The organism is Micromonospora sp. WMMD1076 (genome assembly GCF_029581475.1).
Classification (GTDB): domain Bacteria; phylum Actinomycetota; class Actinomycetes; order Mycobacteriales; family Micromonosporaceae; genus Micromonospora; species Micromonospora aurantiaca.
This window is the reverse complement of sequence record NZ_CP120862.1, coordinates 5,676,503-5,690,220: the sequence shown is the minus strand read 5'-3', so window position 1 is coordinate 5,690,220 and position 13,718 is coordinate 5,676,503. Positions and strand designations below refer to the sequence as shown.

The window sequence follows — 13,718 nt, the reverse complement described above, 5'->3', positions numbered from 1 at the left end:
ACGCTACCCGCCCGGACCGGTGACGCTCAGCCGGTCAGCACCAGTCCCAGGTAGGACAGCGTGGTGACGATCTCCACGAGCGCCCCGAGCACGTCGCCGGTGATGCCGCCGAAGCGGCGTACCAGGTGCCGGAGGAGCCCGGCGGCGACGGCGAGCGCGCCGAGTACGGCGAGCGGCCCCTGCCACGGACGGCCCGGCACCGCGGGCACCGCCGCCAGCGCGACGGCGACCGCGCCGAGCGCCAGTGGGGCCCACCCGACCGTGCCGGCGACGAGCGCGCCCAGGCCCTCCGGCCGGGCCGCCGGCACGCCGCGCCGGCAGGCCAGGCCGACGGCGAGCCGACCGGCCGCGGTGGCCGCGACCACCGCGGCGAGCGCGGCGAGCGCGTCCCGGCCGGCCAGCTCCGCGAGCACCGCGCTCTGGAGCAGGAGTACGACCACGAGCGCGACCACCCCGAACGGGCCGACGTCCGGCTGCTTCATGATCTCCAGCGCGGCCGGACCGCGCCGGTACGAGCCGAGCGCGTCGACGGTGTCGGCCAGCCCGTCCAGGTGCAGGCCCCGGGTGAGCAGCGCGCCCAGCCCCACTGTGACCACCGCGGCGACGAGCGGTGGCGCGAGCACGCCGGTGAGCAGGAGCACCCCGCCGAGTACGGCGCCGAGCAGCGCGCCGACCAGCGGGGCGAGCGCCATCGCGGTGCCGGCGGCGGCCCGGTCGACGCGTCCGGCGCGTACCGGGAGGGTGGTGAACGTGGTGAGCGCGAGCCGGATGCCGTCGGCGAGCCGCGCCTCAGTCGGCACGCCGGCCGGGGGAGACCGGCTCGTCGGCCCCGATCGTGGTCGGTCCCGGCCCGGCCGGCTCCGGCTCGGCGAAGTCCGGTTCGTCGTCGCTCCGGCCGTCGTCGCCGGTGCCGGTGCCGGTGCCGTCGTCGGTGTCGCTGTCGCTGTCGTCGGGGCCGCCCAGCGACGGGTGCACCGGCAGCGTGGCGGCGAGCGTCAGCGCGGAGCGCAGCAGCGGCAGCGCGGCCAGCGCGGTCGCCCCCTCGCCCAGGTCGAGCCGCAGGTCCACCAGCGGGGTCAGGCCGAGCACGTCGGCGGCGAGCCGTACGCCCGGACGGCCGCCGTGGTCGGGCAGCAGGCACCAGTGCCGGGCCTGGCCGGCCAGGTCGCGGCTGACCATGGCGGCGGCGGTGCCGACCGGCCCGTCCAGCAGCACCGGCACCTTGCGGGCGGTGGCGCCCAGCAGCACGCCGGTGGCCAGCGCGATGTCGCCACCGCCCAGCTCGGCCAGGACGTCCTTGGCCTCCCGGGCGGAGCGCCGGGTGCGGTGCAGCGCGTCCCGCACCGCCGCGCAGCGGACCATCCACGCGGTGTCGTCGATCTCGCCCTGCTCGGTGACCACCCGGCCGAGCACCGTCGGCGGCTCCGCGCCCGCGGTCGCCGCGAGCACCGCCGCGGCGGCGGCCTCGGCCCCCGCACCGCACGCGGCGAGCACCAGCAGCTGCACCCCCGCGTCGGCGGCCTGCTCGGCGAGCCGCCAGCCGTAGCGCAGCGCCGCCTCGACGTCGTCGGCGGACAGGGCCGGGCCGTCCTCCATCGGCGCGGAGACGGGCGCCTCGACGATCTGCAGGCCGGCCCGGTTCTCGGCGGCGAGCCGGGCCAGTGCGCCCCGGCCGGCACGGGCCTGCCGGGCGCGGCGCGCCGACTCACCGGGCGTCGCGCCGGCCGACGCGCCGCCCTCGTGGTCGCCCTGGATCAGCAGGACGCGCACCGACTCCCACGGACGCGGCGTCGAGGTGCCCTGGGTGGCGGCGGCGAAGCCGACCACCTGTTCCAGCGCGCCCAGACCGGCGCCGGCGATGTCGAGGGTGGCGAGCCGGTCGACCGCCTGCGGCCCGGTGTAGTCGTCGGGCATCGGCAGTTCCATGCCCGGCTGGATGACCAGACCGGTGGCGATCATCGGCAGCGCCATGGTGGGTGCGGCCCAGTCGCCCGTACTCGACGAGTCGTGGGCGGCCGGGGCGGGCACCGGGGTGGCGGCCGGGGTGAGCACCTCGGGCAGCGTCACGTCCCCGGCGCCGAGGTCGGCCGGTACGGCCTGAGCCGGCGCGGTCTGGTTCGGTGCGGCCCGGTTCGGTGCGGGCCGGGGTGCCGTGGTCCAGGGTGCCGCGGAGAAGGGGGCTGCGGTCTGGGGTGCCGCGGGCTGGGCCACCGCGTGGTGGGGCGCCGCGGCGCGGCCGGGCTCGGCCTCGGGCGACGTGGGCGTGGGCGGCACGGCGTGCGCGGGGGCCGAAGTGGCCCGCTTCAGCCAGGCGGTCTGACCGGCCACCACGAGCGCGACCGCGTCGCAGGCGTCGGCGACCGCGCGATTGGTCGCGCCCAGCGCGTCGGTGAACGCCCGGCCCAGTGGCGTGGTGGGCACCAGGGACAGGCCCACCTCCGGGCTCACCAGCACCAGCCGGGCCGTGCTGGAGCGCACCGCCGCGGCCAGCTCGGCGATCGTCGCGGTGTCGTCGGCCGGCTGGTGGGCCGGGTCGAGCAGCACCGTCACCCAGCCGCCCAGGTCGTCCACGAGCAGCGTCTCGTTCGGTCCGGCGGCGGCGATCACCTCGACCAACCGGCCCGGATCCGCAGCGGTCTCCTCGGTGCTCCAGCTTCCCGGGCGGCGGGCGCGGTGCGCCGCGAGGCGGGTCGCCCACTCGGTGTCCTCCGGATCCCCGGCCGGGGCGGTGGCCACGTACCGGACCGTGGGCGCGTCGGCGACCAGTGACTCGGCGAACTCGGACTTGCCGGAGCGGATACCGCCGAGCACCAGGAGGGTGTGCCACCCGTCAACGGACATGCCCGTACCTTAGTTCGCCCGCCCGCGTTCCGGGCAGCTCGCCCCTCCCCACCCCCTCCCCGCCCCCTCGCAGCGCTGATCTTGCACTTGTGGCCCCCGGTATGCCGGGAATGACCGACCTGTCGGGGCGGAAACCGCAAGATCGCGGGTGCGGCCCGGCGGTGGGGGTGGGCATGATCCATGTGGTGGCGGGCCGTCGTCGGCGGGGCCGACTAGGCTTGCGGAGGTTTGGCGTCCCGCGGGACGACGGCGGCGAGGGGAGACGCGGCATGGCGTGGAGCTGGCGGTACGAGGGCACGAACGGCGACGCGGCCGACGGGCCGGCCGAGTCGTTCACGAGCCAGGCGGACGCCGAGTCGTGGATCGGCCAGAGCTGGCGGGAGCTCGCGGCATCCGGCGTCACCACGGTCGTGCTGGTCGAGGACGACCGGGAGGACTACCGGATGAGCCTGCAACCTCCGGCCGAATGACCGGCTACGACCGCCCGGGCGAGCCGCTGGTCCTCGGCGTGCCCCGGGCGGCGTTCCGGCCGAGCCCGATCTTCCTGGTCCTGGTGGCGCTGTTCGTCGCCTCCGGGGTGATGACCTGGAACCGGTACGGCAACGTCGGCTTCGACGTGTTCCTCTTCGTCGTCTCGGGCTGGCTGGTCTCGCTGTGCCTGCACGAGTACGCGCACGCGGTGGTCGCGTACCGGGCCGGTGACCGGGACATCGCACACCGGGGCTACCTCACGCTCAACCCGCTGAAGTACACCAGCCCGCTGCTGTCGATCGTGTTGCCGGTGGTCGTGGTGCTGCTCGGCGGTATCGGCCTGCCCGGTGGCGCGGTCTGGGTGGACCGGCACGCCATCCCCGGCCGGCTGCGGCACACGCTGGTCAGCCTGGCCGGGCCGGCCACCAACGTGCTGTTCACGCTGGTGCTGGTGGCGGCGGTGGCGTGGGGGCCGGAACTGGGCGGGCCGCTGGAGTTCTGGGCCGGCGTCGGGCTGCTCGCGTTCCTCCAGCTCACCGCCAGCGTGCTCAACCTGCTGCCGGTACCGGGCCTGGACGGCGGCAACATGCTCCAGCCCTGGCTCAGCCCCGCCTACCGGCGGATGTACGACCTGTTCGCCCCGTACGGCTTCATTCTGCTCTTCGCGCTGCTGTGGAGCCCGCAGATCAACCGGGCGTTCTTCGGCGCGGTCTTCGCCGTCGGCGACGCGCTCGGCCTGCCGCGCGAGCTGTACCAGATCGGCTACGCCCTGATCCGCTTCTGGGAGTAGCCGGCCCGGTCGTTCCCGGGCCGGTCCGAGCCGGCCCGGGAACGACGCGACGTCACGGGCGCTGAGCCGGGCTCTCGGTCTTCGCCGGATCCCGCTCGGTGACCGGCTCGACGATCTCGTCGATCGCCTTGAGCAGGTCGGCGTCGAGCTTCACACCCGCAGCCTTCACGTTGTCGTGCACCTGCTCCGGCCGGGACGCGCCGACGATCGCCGAGGAGACGTTCGGGTTCTGGAGCACCCAGGCGACGGCGAGCTGCGGCATGGTCAGCCCGGCCTGCTCGGCCAGCGGCTTGAGCCGCTGCACCCGGGTGAGCACGTCGTCGGTCATGAAGCGGGCGATGAACCCGGCGCCGGACTTCTCGTCGGTGGCGCGGGAGCCCGCGGGCGGCGGCCGGCCCGGCAGGTACTTGCCGGACAGCACACCCTGGGCCATCGGCGACCAGACGATCTGGCCGATGCCCAGCTCCTCGCTGGTGGGGACCACCTCGGTCTCGATGACCCGCCACAGCATCGAGTACTGCGGCTGGTTCGAGATCAGCGGGATGCGCAGCTCACGGGCCAGCGCGTGCGCCTCGCGCAGCTGGGACGCCTTCCACTCGGAGACGCCGATGTAGTGTGCCTTGCCGGAGCGTACGACGTCGGCGAAGGCCTCCATCGTCTCCTCCAGCGGGGTGCTGTAGTCGTAGCGGTGGGCCTGGTAGAGGTCCACGTGGTCGGTCTGGAGGCGGCGCAGCGAGCCGTCGATCGACTCCATGATGTGCTTGCGGGACAGACCCCGGTCGTTGCGGCCGGGACCGGTCGGCCAGTAGACCTTCGTGAAGATCTCCAGCCCTTCGCGACGCTCGCCCTTGAGCGCGCGGCCGAGCACCGACTCGGCGCGGGTGCCCGCGTACACGTCCGCGGTGTCGAAGGTGGTGATACCGCTGTCGATCGCGGCGCGGACGCACGCGACCGCCGCGTCCTCCTCGACCTGCGAGCCGTGGGTGATCCAGTTGCCGTACGAGATCTCGCTGACCATCAGGCCGGAGCGGCCCAGGTGACGGAATTCCATGCTCCCGACCCTAGACCCGCCCGGTCCCGGACGTCGTCCGGCGCTCCCCGCCTGCGGCGTGACCCGCGGGTCAGAGCACCGGGCTGGCGTCGGCGAGCAGCCGGTCGATCTCCGCGACCACCGCCGCGCGGCCCGGGTGCACCGGGTCGATGAGCGGCTCGCCGCGCCGGTCCAGCGCGCCCCACCGGCCCGACTCGGTGGCGACCAGGAACGCCACCGGATGCACCACCACCGTCGGGTACGCCGGTGTCACCACCACCCGGCCGGCCCGGTCCACCACGCCCCGGCGGCCGGCCAGCTCGACCACCGCCAGTCCGTCGGCGGTGAACCCGTCGACCTCCCGGCCGTCCGCGAGCGGCGTGCCGAGACTGTGGTAGCGGGTCGGCACCACCACCTCGCCGGTGAGGTCCACAGCGCCCCAGCCGCCGTTCTGCCGTACCGCCGCCAGGCCGTTGCGGAACGGCCGCGCCTCCTCGTACCCGGGCGGGATCTTCACGATGTTCATCCGGTCGACTGCCATCCACCGGCTCCTGCCGTCCATCGACACCCAGGACAGCCCTTCCGAGAAGGGCACCACCGCCCGGTAGCCGTTGTTCGCCTCGATCAGCGCCGCGCCGGACGTGTCGACGAGCGCCCACCGGGACGCCTCCGGCCGCCGTACCCAGGCCATTCCCTCGTGGAACGGCTGCGCCTCGGCGTACCGGTGCGCGATGACCATCTCCCCGCCGGCATCCGCGTACCCCCAGAGCTGTTGCTCCTCGTCGAACGTCGCCACCGGCGGACGCGGCGTGCCGAGCACCTCCTCGGGCCGGCGCGGCGCGGGCCCGAAGCCGTCGGCGGCGGCCCGCTGCGCGACCGCGTCCAGCGCGACCTCGACCCGGGCGTTGAGCTGCGCGTCCCCGCCGTGACGCAGGTCCAGCGCCCGCTCGAAGTGCAGGCACGCCTCGGTCAGCCGGCCCTGGTCGAAGCAGCACCGTCCGGCGTGCTCGTGCAGCAGCGCACGCAGCCGGTCCGGCAGCTCCGGCGAGTTCGCCTCGGCGAAGAGCCGGTCGGCCTCCGCGTGGTCACCCCGCCACCGCAGCGCCTCGGCGAGGCGCGCGCGGGCCAGCGCGGTCCGCCGGAACTCGCCGGTGGCCTCCGCGTACGTGACGGCGAGCCGCGCGTCCCCGAGCGCGTCGTCCAGGTCACCGAGGATCCGGGACGCCACCGCGCGCAGGCTGAGCAGCCGGGACCGGCTGCGGTTGTCGAGCGTGGTGTCGAGTTTGCCGGTGAGCCCGTCCCGGATGGCCCGCAACTGGGCCGGGTCGGGGGCCTGCTCGCGCAGCGTCCGCGGATCCAGCTCCCAGCCGACCGCGGCGAGGGCCTGCTCCGGGTCGACAGGAGGCGGCGGCTCGGCGTCCGCCGCAGGTTCGGCGCCGTCGTCGGTCCCGGCTTCTTCGGGGGTACGCCGATCCTGCGCGTCGTCGGCGTCGGCGTGCTCGGTGCTGCCGGCGTGCTCGGTGCCGGTCGGGGCCGGTCCGGCGTCTTCGGTCTGCGCCTGTCGCGCCGGCGCGGCACCGGTGCCGTCCACGTCGGCGACCGTGTCGACCGGTTCCGGGGTGGACGATGTGGGCGCGGAGTGGTCGGCACCGGCGATGCCGTCGACCGCCGCTGGTTCCTCGGCCGTGTCCTCGGCAATGGCCTCGCGTGCCGTCTCGTCGGCAGTGGTCTCTGGTGCCGCGCCGTCCTGCCGGGCCTCGGCGGTGCCGGAGGCTGCGACATCGTTCGGGGTGCGTTCCGGACCGGGGACGGGCCGCTCGGGTGTGGTCGCTGCGGCTGCCTGCGGCGACGGGCCGGCGGCCGGTCCGTCGGGTGCGGGGACGCTGGTGTCCGCCGTCGTCGGCTCGACCGCCGACGGTGTGATCGGCGCGTGCACGGGTGCGGCCGGCGAGCCGGTGGTCGTTGCGGCATCGGCCGATGCGCCGGCGGCTGGCGCGTCCACGGCGGAGGCGGTGACGATCGGTGCCGGTGCCGGTGCCGGTGCCGGTGCCGGTGCCGGTGCGGGTGCGGGTGCCGGCGGTGCGGCGAGGGTGTCCGCGGGTTCGCTGGTGCTGGTGCTGGTGCTGGTGCTGGTGCTGGTGCTGGTGGGTGCGGGTGCGTTCGCGTCGGCAGTGGGCGCCGGTGCCGGACCGCCGCTCGAACCGGGCACGGCGAGCACTGCAGCGCCTGGCGGTACCGCGGCATCGAGTTCCGCAGTCCTCCTCGCGTCCGCTGCGTTCGTCTCCGCCGCGTCCGCTGCGGCTTCCGGCCCCTTCGCCGGGAGCACGTCGTCGACTGTCGGGTGCGCGCTTGGCAGTGGTACCCCGAGGGCAGTCGCCGACATCTCGACGGACGGCACCTCACGGCGATCGCCACCCGAGGTCGCGTGGCCGGGCAGAGATCTTGGTACGAAAGGGCCCTCAGAGGGGCCGAAATCGTCCAAGATCTCCGGCGGTTTCGGGGTTTCCGCGGGCTGGTTCGGGCGGAACCACGCCTCGGCGCCGGGGGACGGTTGAGGTGTCCTCTCCGCCGGTCGGCCGTTCTCCGACGGCTTGTCGCCCCGGTCGGAGGACGTGTCGGCTCCGAGGCGGTCCGTGCCCTGTGCGGGCCCTGTGTCCGCGTCGGCTTGCGGACGGGTGATGTCCGCCCCGGACACGGCTTGGACGTCCACTTCGGCATCGGGCCGGCCGGTGGTCGGCGTGGCGTGGGTGGCGGTCCGGGACGTCGTCTCGGCGTGCGCGTCGACCGCCGGACGGTCGGCGTCGGTGCTCGGCGTGATCGGGGCGCCGGGAGTGGTCCGGGGAGGCGGGTCGGCTACGGGGCGATCGGCGTCCGCGTCCGGGACCGCAGGGGCGCTCGTGTCGGGCGTCGCTCCGGAGTACGCGCCGGATCCGGGACCGTCCGTGCCCGTGCCCGTGCCCGTATTCGTGCCCGTGCCCGTGCCCGGCGCGGGTCGGATGCCCACTCCGGGGGTCGCTCCGGACTCGGCTTCCAGACGGTTGGCGTCCGTGTGCGGAACGGGACGGCTGCCCGTGCCGGTCGTGGGCGGAGCCGTCTGTGCCTCCGGGCCGGCAGGGCCCGTCGCCGGGACGACCGGTGGTGGCGCTGTCGGCCGGGTCGGGGCAGGGCCCGGATAGGTGGGCGGCGCGGGACGAGCCGGCGCGGCCCCGGTCGGCTGGACGGGACCGGCCGGCGGAAGCTCCTGACGTTCCTCGGTCCGACCCGGCGCCGGCATCCGGTGCTGCTCGTCCGTACCAGCCGGTGGCACGGGCCGCAGCGGGGCCCGGCCGGTCGACGGCGAGCCGTCACCGGAGTGCGTGGGCGTGCGCGGTGTCGACAGCGGATCCGGCACCGCCTGGCCAGGGCGGGGACGGTCGTCGGGGCGCGGCTGCCCGGCCGGGACCGTGCTCCGGCCCTCGGCGCCTCGGACCGGCTGAGTATCGGGCCATCGCCCAGGCCGCGTCGTCCCCGGTGCGTCCGGAGGCGTCCGGCGCTCGTCCGGCAGCGCCGTCCGGGAATCGTCGGAACGCGCGGCGATCTCGTCCGGCCGGCGATGGTCCTGCTCCGGCTGCCCTCGACCGGCTTCCGGGCGCGACGGGGCGGCGTCGGGGCGGGACGGGGCGATGGGCGGCCGGGTGGCGTGAGGACGCGGACCGGTGCCGTCGGGCTGCGCGCCCGGACCGGCGGGCCGCGCGTCGCGTGGATCCGGGCGGACGGGACCGTCCTGCTCGGGACGGCGCGCGTCGGGGCGTGGACCGTCGGCGGGCGGCATCGGGTGCCGGGGCGGTACCGGCCGGTCCACGGGTGGGCGGTGCCGGTCGTCCGGCCGGTACGCGTCGGGCTCCGGCCGGGGGCGGGGCTCGATGATGGGCCATTCGCCCTGGTGCGGGCGGGGGCGATCGGCCGGCGGGCGCTGCCAACGCTGGTCGGTGCCCGGCCGCACGGGGGCGGAGGCCTGCGGGTCAGCCGGACGGTGTCCCTGCGCGCCGTACCGGTCGGGCTCGCTCTGCTGCGCGGGCCGCCCGTTCTCGGGTGCCCGGCGCTGGGTCTCCGGGTACGCGGCGGCCTCGCGGCCCGGCGCACGATCGTCCCATCGGCCACCGGCCGGGTCGCGCCGGTCCGCCGGGGGACGTGGGCCGGGCTCGCGCCAGCCGTCACGCCCGGGCTCACGTCGGCCGTCGTGGCCCGAACCGCCCCAGCCGGGTTCACGCCGGCCGTCGTGGCCCGGCTCGCTCCAGCCTGGTTCGCGCCGGCCGTCGCGGCCGGGCTCACGCCGGCCCGGCTCGCCCCGGCCGGCAGTGCTCCGCTCCGACGGCGGCACGGCCTGGTCACGCCCGTCAACGCCGGGACCGCGCCGACCACGGGCAAGATCGACCTGTGGCGGCTCCACGAAGGGGCCGCGACGACCATCGGGCAGGGGTTCGCGGCGTCCGCCGGGGGAGTGGTCCTGGCGAGCGTCGGGTGGCGTGCCCCATCGTTCACCGGAAGCCGCCGGACGGCCGTCGGTCGGGGCGTGCCTGCGCGGAGCGGGGTGCGGGGTCTCGTTCGGCTCCGGCATCCAGCCCGGTTGGACGGCCTGGCGCGGTGGGCCGTCGGGGCGTACCCAGCGTTGGTCGAGCCGCTCCGGGTGCGGACCGGGGCGGTGGGGCCGGCGGCCGTCCGCGTCAGGGCCGTCGGGATGCCCGCGCCGCTCGTCCGGCCCCTCGGGGCGCTGTCCGCCGGAACCGGCGGAACCGATCGGGTACGCCCCGCGCGAGGCGGCCGGCCCGTCCAGGTACGTGCCGCGTGGTCCTGCCGACCCGGCTGAGTGCCCGCCGCGCGGTCCTGCCGGTCCGCCCTGATGCACGCCACGTGGCGCTGGCGTGTCCGAGTGCCCGCCGTGTGGCCCTGGCGGTCCGTCCGGACGCCCGCCGCGTGGGTCTGCCGTTCCGTCCGGATGCGCGCCGCGTGGCCCGGCGGGGCTGCTCGGGTGCACCCCGGGCGGGACCGCGGGACTGATCGGGTACGCATCGCGCGGGGCCGCCGGGCTGACCGGGTATGTGCCGTGCGGACCGGCCGGGCTGGTCGGGTATGTGCCGTGCGGACCGGCCGGGCTGACGGGCTCACCGCCGCGCGGGCCGGCCGGACTGACCGGATGACCGCCGGCCGGGCTGACCGGGTAGGCGTCGCGTGGACCGGCCGGACCAGCCGGGCGTCCGCCCCCGTGCCCCGGGGGCCGGGCACCGGCGGGGCTCACCGGGTACGTGTCCTCGTCGGGCGCGGGGCTGACCGGGCGTACCTCGGCGCGGCCGACAACGGGGCGCGGACGCGGCGTCAGGTTCTCGATGCCGATGTCACCCGGGTAACGCTGCCCGGGGAACTGCGGCTGCCACTCGTGGGTGGGCTCGGCGGCCCAGGCCGGTTCGGCCGGCTCGCGCCAGCTGCCCCAGCCGCTCATCGGCAACCCCTCCCGCCGCTCGCGCGGGACGGCCCCGGGGCCGGCTCGCGTCGCTCGCTCACGGCGGTGTCACCTCATTGGAAATTCTCGCGCCTGGGCGCCGGACGTGCCGGTACAGTCGCCCGGTCCAGCACGTCGTGGCTGCGGAAGGAGGGTAACGGCGTGGGCTCGGTCACCGCCACTGTGGCACCACCCACCGGCGCACACGTTACCCCATGGTTTCGGACATTCGGCGCGATCGCGGCGGCCGGGTTCCGGCGGCACGCGACCTACCGCCAGGCGGCCGTGGCGGGGTTGTGCACCAACACCGTGTTCGGCTTCCTGCGGTGCTACATCTTCCTCGCGGCGACGGGTGCGGCGGGCACCGTGGCCGGCTACGACAGGGCGCAGCTCGCCACGTTCGTCTGGGCCGGCCAGGGGCTACTGGCGGTGATCGCCATCTGGGGCTGGACCGACCTGGCCGACCGGATCCGTACCGGCGAGGTGGCCGCCGACCTGCTGCGGCCGGTGCACCCGGTGACCAGCTACCTCGCCACCGACCTGGGCCGGGCCGGGTTCGCGTCGCTGGCCCGGCTGGTGCCGCCGCTGGTGGTCGGCCCGTTCTTCTTCGCGGTGTACGTGCCCCGGCACTGGGCCACGGTGCCGCTGTTCCTGCTCTCCGCGCTGCTCGCGGTGGTGGTCTGCTTCGGCTGCCGCTACCTGGTCAACGCCACGGCGTACTGGTTACAGGACGTCCGGGGCCCGATGATCCTGTGGACGCTCGGCTCCGGCGTGCTGGCCGGCCTCTACTTCCCGCTGGGCTTCCTGCCCGGCCAGATGGAGGCGGTCCTGCGGTACACCACCCCGTTCCCCAGCATCCTCCAGGTGCCGCTGGACGTGCTCGTCGAGCGGGAGCCGATGTCCACCGGTCTCACCCTGGTCGCGGTGCAGGCCGGTTGGGCGGTGCTGCTGCTGGCGCTGTGCCGGCTGGTGCAGCGCCGCGCCGAGCGCCGCCTGGTGGTCCAGGGTGGCTGAGCGCGCGAGCGCCCCCAGGGTGGCTGAGCGCGTGAGCGCCTCCAGGGTGGCTGATCTGGCTGAACTACGCGCGTACCGGGCGCTGCTCGGTGCGCAGGCGCGCTCGCAGGCGGCGTACCGCACGTCGTTCGTGGTGGACCTGGTCGGCAACGTGGGCGCCACCGTGTTCGACGTGGTCACCGTCCTGGTGATCTTCGGCGTGACGCGGGAGCTGGGCGGCTTCACGCTGCGCGAGACGCTCGTCGTGGTCGGCCTGTCGTCGTGCGGCTTCGCCACCGCCGACCTGCTGGTCGGCAACATCGAACGGCTTCCCCGGTACGTGCGCACCGGCCTCTTCGACGCCGTGCTGGTACGCCCGCTCGGTGCGCTGCCGCAACTGCTGCTGATGGACCTGCCGCTGCGCAAGCTGTCCCGGGCCGTGTTCGGGCTCGCAGTGCTGCTGTTCGCGCTCGTCTCGGCCGGGATCGACTGGACGCCGGGGCGGATCGCGCTGGCGGTGGTCGCTCCGACGGCCGCTGTGGTCTTCTTCGGATCGGTCTTCGTCATGACCGCCACCGTGTCGTTCTACTGGGTCGACTCGGGCGAGCTGGCGAACGCGGTCACCTACGGCGGGCGCGACTTCACCTCGTACCCGATCACCGTGTACGGCGGCTGGTTCCGCGCGCTGTTCGCGTACGGGATGGGGTTCGCCTTCGTCAGTTACCACCCGGCGCTGGCGCTGCTGGGCCGCGCCGACCCGCTCGGCCTGCCGCCCTGGACGGGCTGGGCCGCGCCGGGCGTCGCTGTGGTCGCGGCGGCGCTGGCCGCCCTGGCCTGGCGCGTCGGGGTCCGTCACTACCGGAGTACGGGGTCATGAGCGTCATCGAGATGGACGGTCTGCGCAAGGAGTTCACGGTCCGGGTGAAGGTCGGTCCGCTGCGGCGCGAGAAGCGGACGGTGACCGCCGTCGGCGGGGTCGACCTGCGGGTGGAGCGCGGCGAGATGCTCGGCTACATCGGCCCGAACGGCGCCGGGAAGTCGACCACGCTGAAGATGCTCACCGGCGTGCTGACGCCGTCGGCGGGGCGGGCCCGGGTGTGCGGGCTGCGCCCGGTGGCCGACCGGACCCGGCTGGCGCTACGGATCGGGGTGGTGTTCGGGCAGCGTTCGCAGCTCTGGTGGGACCTGCCGTTGCGGGACTCGTTCGACCTGCTGCGACACGTCTACCGGGTGCCGGCCGGCGACCACGCGGCCCGGCTGGCCCGCTGCCGGGACCTGCTCGACCTGGACGGGTTCCTGGACACCCCGGTCCGGCAGCTCTCGCTGGGTCAGCGGATGCGCGGCGAGCTGACCGCGGCGCTGCTGCACGGCCCGGAGGTGCTGTTCCTGGACGAGCCGACGATCGGCCTGGACGTGGTGAGCAAGCAGGCGGTACGCGGCTTCCTGGCCGAGCTGGGCCGGGCCGGGGACACCACGCTCGTGCTCACCACGCACGACCTGGCCGACATCGAGCGGCTGTGCCGGCGGCTCGTGGTGATCGACCACGGGCGGGTGGTGCACGACGGGTCGATCGCCGAGCTGCACCGCCGGTACGGCTCGCGCCGCATGGTGGTCGCCGAGCTGGACGCGGCGCTGCCCGAGCCGCCGGTGCTGCCCGGCGCGCCGGTGCAGCGGGTGGAGGCGGACGGGCGGCGGCTGGTCTTCGCGCTGGAGCGGGCGAGCGTCGCCGAGGTGGTGGCCGGGCTGGCCGGACTGACCACGCTGCGTGACATCTCGATCATGGAGCCGGACGTCGAGGAGGTGGTGACCCGGCTCTACCGGGCGCCGGCCGCGGGCGTGGCGTCAGCGGTCACGGGTGCTCCATGACGAGTACGGCGAAGGTGCCGGGGGCCAGCGCCTCGTACCGGTGCGGGGTGTCACCGGGGAAGGTCGCGTAGTCGCCCGGCTCCAGCTCGACCAGGTCGGTTTCGGGGCCGACGCGCATCCGCCCGGCGGCCACCACGGCGTGCTCGACGCTGCGCGGGGTGTGCGCTTCGGCGAGCCGTACCGCGCCGGGTTCCAGCCCCATCACGTAGACGTCCCGGGAAGCCGCCCCGGCCGACCCCGACGCCGGGCCG

At 75.7% G+C, this 13,718-nt stretch carries 9 protein-coding genes and 1 pseudogene; 5 read left to right on the top strand and 5 right to left on the bottom strand.

The genetic code is table 11. The features are described 5' to 3' along the window. Positions 1-26: 26 nt before the first annotated feature. Together cobS and O7622_RS25565 are read right to left on the bottom strand one after the other, a co-directional pair. Positions 27-800, bottom strand: a complete 774-nt coding sequence (cobS, locus tag O7622_RS25570; RefSeq protein WP_282310704.1) for an adenosylcobinamide-GDP ribazoletransferase — start codon at positions 798-800, stop codon at positions 27-29. Further along, positions 790-2,841: a bifunctional adenosylcobinamide kinase/adenosylcobinamide-phosphate guanylyltransferase gene (locus O7622_RS25565; protein WP_282310703.1), complete on the bottom strand. Its 2,052-nt coding sequence runs from the start codon at positions 2,839-2,841 to the stop codon at positions 790-792. The genes cobS and O7622_RS25565 overlap by 11 nt, the downstream gene beginning before the upstream one ends. A gap of 269 nt (positions 2,842-3,110) precedes the next feature. On the opposite strand from O7622_RS25565, the gene O7622_RS25560 reads away from it, so the two are divergent. Together O7622_RS25560 and O7622_RS25555 are read left to right on the top strand one after the other, a co-directional pair. Further along, a complete protein-coding gene (locus tag O7622_RS25560) occupies positions 3,111-3,311 on the top strand; it encodes a hypothetical protein (protein WP_282310702.1) in 201 nt (66 codons plus the stop codon). Continuing rightward, complete coding sequence (locus O7622_RS25555; protein WP_282310701.1) at positions 3,308-4,102, top strand: site-2 protease family protein; 795 nt, start codon at positions 3,308-3,310, stop codon at positions 4,100-4,102. Before O7622_RS25560 ends, O7622_RS25555 begins: the two co-directional genes overlap by 4 nt. Positions 4,103-4,154: 52 nt before the next feature. Here O7622_RS25555 and O7622_RS25550 read toward each other — a convergent pair whose 3' ends face one another. Together O7622_RS25550 and O7622_RS25545 are read right to left on the bottom strand one after the other, a co-directional pair. Continuing rightward, positions 4,155-5,153, bottom strand: a complete 999-nt coding sequence (locus O7622_RS25550) for an aldo/keto reductase family protein (RefSeq protein ID WP_282310700.1) — start codon at positions 5,151-5,153, stop codon at positions 4,155-4,157. Positions 5,154-5,223: 70 nt separating this feature from the next. After that, complete coding sequence (locus O7622_RS25545) at positions 5,224-7,341, bottom strand: WG repeat-containing protein (RefSeq protein WP_282310699.1); 2,118 nt, start codon at positions 7,339-7,341, stop codon at positions 5,224-5,226. 3,429 nt (positions 7,342-10,770) lie between these two features. Between O7622_RS25545 and O7622_RS25540 the strand changes: the two genes are divergently transcribed. The 3 genes from O7622_RS25540 to O7622_RS25530 are packed head-to-tail and all read left to right on the top strand — an operon-like array spanning position 10,771 to position 13,467. After that, positions 10,771-11,622 carry an ABC-2 family transporter protein gene (locus tag O7622_RS25540; RefSeq protein ID WP_348774040.1) on the top strand — a complete coding sequence of 284 codons (852 nt, stop codon included), beginning with the start codon at positions 10,771-10,773 and terminating at the stop codon, positions 11,620-11,622. Positions 11,623-11,677: 55 nt separating this feature from the next. Further along, positions 11,678-12,478, top strand: coding sequence for an ABC-2 family transporter protein (locus O7622_RS25535; RefSeq protein ID WP_282314225.1), 801 nt, complete (start codon positions 11,678-11,680; stop codon positions 12,476-12,478). Then, positions 12,475-13,467 carry an ATP-binding cassette domain-containing protein gene (locus O7622_RS25530; protein ID WP_282310697.1) on the top strand — a complete coding sequence of 331 codons (993 nt, stop codon included), beginning with the start codon at positions 12,475-12,477 and terminating at the stop codon, positions 13,465-13,467. Before O7622_RS25535 ends, O7622_RS25530 begins: the two co-directional genes overlap by 4 nt. Here O7622_RS25530 and O7622_RS25525 read toward each other — a convergent pair. After that, positions 13,451-13,684: pseudogene (locus O7622_RS25525) on the bottom strand (cupin domain-containing protein); the annotation flags it as partial. The gene O7622_RS25530 and the pseudogene O7622_RS25525 sit on opposite strands and share 17 nt — an antisense overlap. Positions 13,685-13,718 lie beyond the last annotated feature (34 nt).

Coding starts and splice junctions, on each gene's coding strand:
- O7622_RS25530 (WP_282310697.1), top strand. CDS start 12,475: ATGAGCGTCATCGAGATGGACGGTCTGCGCAAGGAGTTCACGGTCCGG.
- O7622_RS25550 (WP_282310700.1), bottom strand. CDS start 5,153: ATGGAATTCCGTCACCTGGGCCGCTCCGGCCTGATGGTCAGCGAGATC.
- O7622_RS25555 (WP_282310701.1), top strand. CDS start 3,308: ATGACCGGCTACGACCGCCCGGGCGAGCCGCTGGTCCTCGGCGTGCCC.
- O7622_RS25565 (WP_282310703.1), bottom strand. CDS start 2,841: ATGTCCGTTGACGGGTGGCACACCCTCCTGGTGCTCGGCGGTATCCGC.
- O7622_RS25560 (WP_282310702.1), top strand. CDS start 3,111: ATGGCGTGGAGCTGGCGGTACGAGGGCACGAACGGCGACGCGGCCGAC.